Annotated in this window: 3 protein-coding genes and 1 pseudogene; all 4 read left to right on the top strand. The window is 63.4% G+C overall.

The genetic code is table 11. From position 1 onward, the window contains the following. Positions 1-106 precede the first annotated feature (106 nt). The 4 genes and pseudogenes from GUI70_RS20225 to GUI70_RS20210 all read left to right on the top strand — a co-directional run bounded on the left by GUI70_RS20225 (position 107) and on the right by GUI70_RS20210 (position 6,053). Positions 107-1,385, top strand: a pseudogene (locus GUI70_RS20225) (IS3 family transposase). Between the two features lie 74 nt (positions 1,386-1,459). After that, positions 1,460-2,866: an MATE family efflux transporter gene (locus GUI70_RS20220; RefSeq protein WP_161884105.1), complete on the top strand. Its 1,407-nt coding sequence runs from the start codon at positions 1,460-1,462 to the stop codon at positions 2,864-2,866. Positions 2,867-3,000: 134 nt separating this feature from the next. Next, positions 3,001-3,354, top strand: a complete 354-nt coding sequence (locus tag GUI70_RS20215) for a recombinase family protein (RefSeq protein WP_202630537.1) — start codon at positions 3,001-3,003, stop codon at positions 3,352-3,354. A gap of 302 nt (positions 3,355-3,656) precedes the next feature. Beyond that, a complete protein-coding gene (locus GUI70_RS20210) occupies positions 3,657-6,053 on the top strand; it encodes a tetratricopeptide repeat protein (protein ID WP_161884104.1) in 2,397 nt (798 codons plus the stop codon). Positions 6,054-6,106: the final 53 nt, after the last annotated feature.

Genomic DNA, 6,106 nt, shown 5'->3' with positions numbered 1-6,106 from the left:
CGCTGGACAACGCGCTCGCGGCGCGTTCTCCAGCGGCAGGTCTGCTTCTGAGAGTGAGTTAGTTTTGCGCACATGGAGTGAAGCCCCGATCATAGGAGGCACGACCATGACCAATCGCAGAACGTACACCGCCGAGTTCAAGCGAGACGCTGTGAGACTGGCTCAGTCTACAGAACACATCACCAGCGCCGCTCGAGATCTGGGCATCGGGCGCTCAGCCCTGCGGAAATGGATCAAGGCCACACAGGACGCGGGTGAACAGGCCTTTCCTGGCCAAGGTGATCAAGCCTCGACCACAGCGCAGCAGGAACTCAAACGGCTCCGGAAGGAGAATGAAATCCTGCGCCAGGAGCGCGAGATCTTAAAAAAAGCCGCAGCCTGTCTTGTGCAGAACAGCACCCTCGTCGTGAACGGACGTCCTTGAGGACGCCACTCCTCCCGTATGGGGCCTGCCCGCTTCTTTGCCAAAGAGACCATACGCTGAGAGACCTGTTCATCAAGCTGTGGCGCGCCAAATACCCGCTCAACATGCTGTGCAGGGTTTTAGGCGTCTCCACGAGCGCGTATGACAGCTGGCCACGAAGGCCCCTGGCGGATCACCAAGTCCAGGATGCGCTGCTCGAGCAGCGCATCCGTGAGCTTCACCAGGCCAGCAAGGGGCGCTATGGAACGCCCCGCCTCCAGGCCGATCTTCGTGCCAAGGGTCAGCGGATGTCCAGGAAGCGGATCTCCCGCCTCAGGCGCCGCAGCAGCCTGCGGGCGAAAGGACCGCGTCGATGCGTCCGAACCACCGACAGCGACCACGGACCCGCGGTCTGCCCCAACCTATTGAACCGAGAAGTTGATGTCCAGAACGCGAATACCGTCTGGGCGTCGGATCTGACGTTCAGCCCGACGAAAGAGGGCTGGCTCGACCTGGCGGTCACCCTCGACCTGCATTCACGGGCAGTGGTCGGCCGGAAGGTGGACCGCCAGATGCTGGCTCCCCTGCGCCTCGCCGCCCTTCAGCTGGCGGTGTCCGTGCGGACACCGCCAGCTAGACTGCTTCACCACAGCGACCGTGGAAGCGGGCAGGCGTCCTCATGGGCGTCCGTTCTGCCCAAGAAGCCAATCCGTCAGTAAGGTGTTTCAGGCAGAATTGGCCCGCATCGGCGCTCAGGGCAACATGAGCCGTCAGGGAAATTGCTGGGACAACAGTGTGCTGGAAAGCTTTTTCAGGACACTGAAACGAGAACGCCTCGACGGCGCTCCTTTTGAAAGCCGGGCTGTGGCCCGGCAGGCGATCTTCGAGTCCACCCTCGGTGTTCTACAACCGGCACCGACGCCACTCCACGCTGAACGACTTGACACCCCTGGAGTTCGAGCGCCAAGCTCGGGTGGCTTAACCAGACGTGCGCAAAACCGACCCAGGCTCAATGGCGGGTTGTTCCTGAACGCGCTCGCGTCCTAAGCTCGCTCTGTGCCCGAATCTCCCGTCCCCGTCGAAGCCGCTCCAGTCGTCACGCTCCCAGCCGAACCCGCGCGCCCCCCACCTGGGGCCGAGCCTGCCCAATCGCTTGCTCCGCGAGGCAATACTCGTGAGCTGGCGTCGCTGGCTTGGCCACTGATCGTGAGCAACTTGGCTTATACCGCCGTAGGTTTTACCGACACCCTGTATATGGGCCATCTGGGCGTCCTGGAGGTGGGCGCAGTGGGTTTGGCGTCGCTGGTGCTGTTCACAATGCCGCTGTTGTTTCGCAGTGCCCTCAACACCGCCGCCACCTTCGTGGCGCGCTCGCTGGGAGCGGGCGACCCGGCGGGCATTCTGCGCTGGGCGAGCGTTTTCCTGAGTCTGTCGCTGGTCGGCCTGCCGCTCCTACTGATCGCGCCCTGGCTGCTCGGCAGCGCGCTGCGGTTGCTGAACCCTGGCCTTGAGATTCTGCGGGTCGCGCAGACCTACGCCGTCATTCGCGTCTTGGAACTGCCGTTGATGCTGCTCGGTACCGCCTGCCTATCTGTGATGCTGGGGCTGGGCAACACCCGCACGCCGATGCTGCTGTCATGGATGCTGGTGGGGGTCAACGCGCTACTGGCGGGTTTGTTCGTGTTCGGCTTCCATTGGGGAGTCTCGGGCGCAGCGTGGGGCAGCGTGGTGGCCGTCTGCCTTCAGGGCGCGCTGGCCTTCTGGCTGCTGCTGCGAATGTATCGCCCGCAGTACGGGCGGCTGTGGTTCGTACGGCCCACTCGGACGGAACTGGGCTCGGTGGCCCGGATCTCGCTGCCCGCCGGACTCACCGATCTGGCGGACGTGGGAGCCTTCACCACCTTCCTAGGCATCATCGCCCGGCTTGGCCCCACCGAACTGGCCGCCTCGCAGATCGCCAACCAGTTTGCCTCGTTTGGCTTTCTGCCCGCGTTCGCCCTGAGTGCCAGCACCTCCAGTCTGGTGTCGCGTGCGCTGGGGGCGAGGCAGCCTGATCTGGCGGCGCGCATCGGCTGGCGTGGGGCCGGGCTGTCCGCAGGCCTGATGCTGGTGCTGACGATGGCCTTCCTGCTGATTCCGCGCACGCTGATCGGTCTGTTCAGCCGCGACGCCAAGGTGTTGGATCTTGGGGTGTCGGTGCTGGGAGTGATGGCGGGCTATCAACTGATCGACGGGGTGGGCATCGTGCTGGGGGGGGCGCTCAGCGGGGCTGGAGACACCCGCTTTCGGCTGCTTGTCACGCTGGGCGGTGCATGGCTACTGATGGTGCCGGGGGCGTCCTGGCTGGCTCCCCGGTATGGAGTAACAGGTGCCTGGGCGGCGGCCCTGCTGTACATTGCGCTGCTCTCGATGAGCTATGCCTGGAGATTCTGGTCTGGGCGGTGGCGCAAGGCCACGCTCTAAAGCGCTGTTGCCAGAAGAGGGTGGTTAAGAGTCGTCTCTGGCTGCGCAAGTTCGATCGCCGCAGCCGTTTTCTTTGTCTTGCAAACAGGGGTCACTTCGAGATCCGTGCGCCCCTACTACGCTAAGGGGCAAACGTGGCGGTCTTCAAGGAGACCGCCTCAGGCAGCAAAGACGACCGGATTGAGCGCGGCAAGGTCCTGGCGCTGGTGCGGGCCAGGCAGATCAGAGTCGTGCTGGCGACGGAGCTGACCCGCTGGGGTCGGTTCACGACCGACCTGCTGAGTACCTTTCAGGAACTGGAGGCGTGCGGCGTCTCGGTGATCGCGCAGACCGGCTTGCAGTTTGACCTACGCGCGCCCCAGGGCAAGCTGTTCGCGTCTCTGATGGCCGTACTGGCTGAGTTCGAGCGTGACTTGCTGCGGGAACGCATCCGCTCAGGTGTAGCCTCTGCCCAGCAACGTGGGGTCAAGTTTGGCTGGCAGCCTTAGCGTGCGAGTCAAGGCCGATCGCTATCAGACCAGGGTCCTGAAATTGCGATACGAGCAAGAACACTGTGATGAAGATCGTCCACCGGCACCGCTGAGCGGCACTGTTGTTCCCGAAATGATGGGTATACCGGCGTGTTCCGGACCCCGGCTATCTCCCTAGCGGAGGAGGGCGCACGGATCTCGAAGTGACCTCTATAACTCCGCAGTTGATTCGGTGCAGCTCGTATCTGGGAAATGATATTCGCCAAGCAGCTGGGTCGTGAAAAATGGTGAAGGCACAGAAAATCCCCTACACTGACGGCATGCGCCTACGTACCCTGGGAGGACTCTCCCTGGAGGGCAGCGGCCTGGGGCGTCCCAAACCACTCCTGCTGCTGACCTATCTCACCCTGGAAGGTCCTCGGGCTCGGCGTTTTCTAGGTGAGCTGTTCTGGCCCGAGGCCAGCAACCCCACCAACTCCATTGCTGTCGCGGTCCGGCAGATTCGCCAGGCTGTGCCGGACGTTTTGCAGGACGACGGCGTGCGCTTGTGGGCCGACCTCCCATGCGATGCCCTCGACTTTGAACGCGCCGTTCGCGCCAAGCAGCCACAGGTGGCCTTCGAGCTCTATCAGGGTGCTTTTCTGGATGCGTCCGAACTGCTGGAGTGGGGACCAGAGCTCGAAGAGTGGGCGTATGCCAAGCGCGAGTCCCTCGCAGAGGCCTTGCGCGAGACGGCACTGGCCTTCGCCGAGCGGCAAGCCGCCATGGGCCACTTTGAAAGTTCAGCTCTGTGGGTGGAACGGGCCGTTCGCGTGCTCGGTGCGCCAGATCCCACGCCAGAATTCTGGCTGCGCGCCATCCCACTGCTGCTGGCTGGTGAAAGTCCTCTGCTGGAGGAGGCGCAGCAACAGGCCGCCGAGTGGGACCTGAAGTTTGAAGGGAACGTGGAAACCGCGCGCGCACGGCTGCGCCAGAGTTTTGTCGGTCGAGAGGCGGAATTGGCCCGCTTGCGCCACCTGCCGGCAGGCCGCTGGAGCTGGATTAAAGGCGGCTCCGGCCTGGGGAAAAGCAGTTTGCTGCGTCAGCTGACGGGACACTTCCTGCCTGGGCGTTCAGGCCTGCCTTACGCCACGCTGGAACCCCTCCTTCAGCAGGTGATTCAACGTGGAGACGAGGCCCTCCTGCTGCGGCACCTCGCCGCTCAGGAAGGCGTCTGGCTCCTCGACCACTGGGAAAACATGGACGAGGAGAGCCGCGCGCTGCTCACTCAGCTCCGGCACCTGGGCACGCGGGCCACGGTCATCCTCACGTCGTGCGGAGAACCACCTTTTTCCGTGGATGAACGCACGGAACTTGGCCCGCTCACGGCCCAGAAACTCTCGGCCTTCCCAGGCGCATTTGAAGCCACGGGAGGTCTGCCCAGCTTATTGAATGCCTGGCTGCGTTCAGAACCCGTCGAGACGGCCCTGGACAGCCGCATCCAGGGCCTGTCGTCACACGCCCAGCAGCTCTACGCCGCCCTGACGCTTCTGGAATTGCCTGACCTTCCCCTCGTTCGCCAGGCCCTCGACCTGAATGCCCCTGAGCTTGCGGTGGCAATGGAGCAACTCATGGACGGGGGTTTCATCGACCCTTCCGGAGAAGTTCGCGGGCAGGCGGCGGCGCGGCGTATTCTGGCTGCTCGACCCACGTTGGAAGCCGATCTCGCCTTGCGAATCGCCAGACAGTTAAGTGCCTCCGCTGCCCTGCCATTTTTCCAGAAGGCACGTGCACTTTGGAAGGAACAAGACCTTCAAATGGTGCAAAGGGCCTACCAGGCCTGGGCAGAAGAAGCCCTGAGGCGTGGCTTTCCCTTAAAAGCGGCCGAAGCCCTGCGTGAAGCGCCGCCAATCGAGCGGCTCTCCCTGCTGCATGCCCGCGCGCTGGAACGTGCTGGGCAGTTCAAGGAGGCGCTCCTCACGCTGACTGGCCTGCTCCCTGCTCCGGCGGTCTCTGCGCTGAAAGGGGCCCTGTACTGGCGACTTGGACAACCGGATCTGGCGCGGCAACACGCAGAAGACGCGCTGGACGGAGAAGACGAAGCCAGAGCCGAAGCGCTCAATACCCTGGCCAATCTCGACTTCCAGCAGGGCGACTACGTCAGTGCGGAAAAGCGCTACCGCCGGGCCGCGACACTCTGGCAGACGCTCGGCGACAATGCCCGCTGGGCGGGCGTGCTGAACAACCGGGCCGCCGCCTTGAGTGCAGCTGGGGAGGATGCCGAAGCGGCCTTCAGCGAGGCGCTCCGGGCCGCCGGTGACAATCTGGTGATGCGCGCCCGTACGACGCTGAATCTGGGGCAGGTCCGTGAGCAACGGGCAGACGCGCCTGGAGCCGTACAGGCCTACCACGAAGCGGCAAAGTTGGCCGAAGAATCCGGCTCACTGAATACATCTGCAAAAGCTTGGAATAACCTCGGCGCCTTGTATCACCGGGGGGATCAGATTTCGGAGGCCGAGCATGCCTACAAGCAGGCGTTGACCCTCGCCAAGAAAGGTGGGGAGAGACTCCTGCTGGGTACAGTCCTGGCCAATTTGGCACAATTGACAGGAGACCACGAAGCGTTCGAGGAAGCCTTGCGCCTCATTGAGAAGAGCGGCAATTCAACTTTGGTGGCGCGTTACCGGGCAGAGTATCAGGCGTTCATCGCTCGCTCACCTCGCGGCGCTCAAGCTTGAGGCATGCCCTGGATATTCACAGAATGCAATGGGGTCACGTTCCTGGAGGTAGA

The sequence above is a fragment of the Deinococcus alpinitundrae genome (assembly GCF_009982895.1).
GTDB classification, from domain to species: Bacteria; Deinococcota; Deinococci; order Deinococcales; family Deinococcaceae; genus Deinococcus; species Deinococcus alpinitundrae.
The sequence above is the reverse complement of the archived record's forward strand: the minus strand, read 5'-3'. Positions and strand labels throughout refer to the sequence as shown.

Excerpts from the sequence above, each read along its gene's own strand:
- GUI70_RS20210 (WP_161884104.1), top strand. The coding sequence starts at position 3,657 with ATGCGCCTACGTACCCTGGGAGGACTCTCCCTGGAGGGCAGCGGCCTG.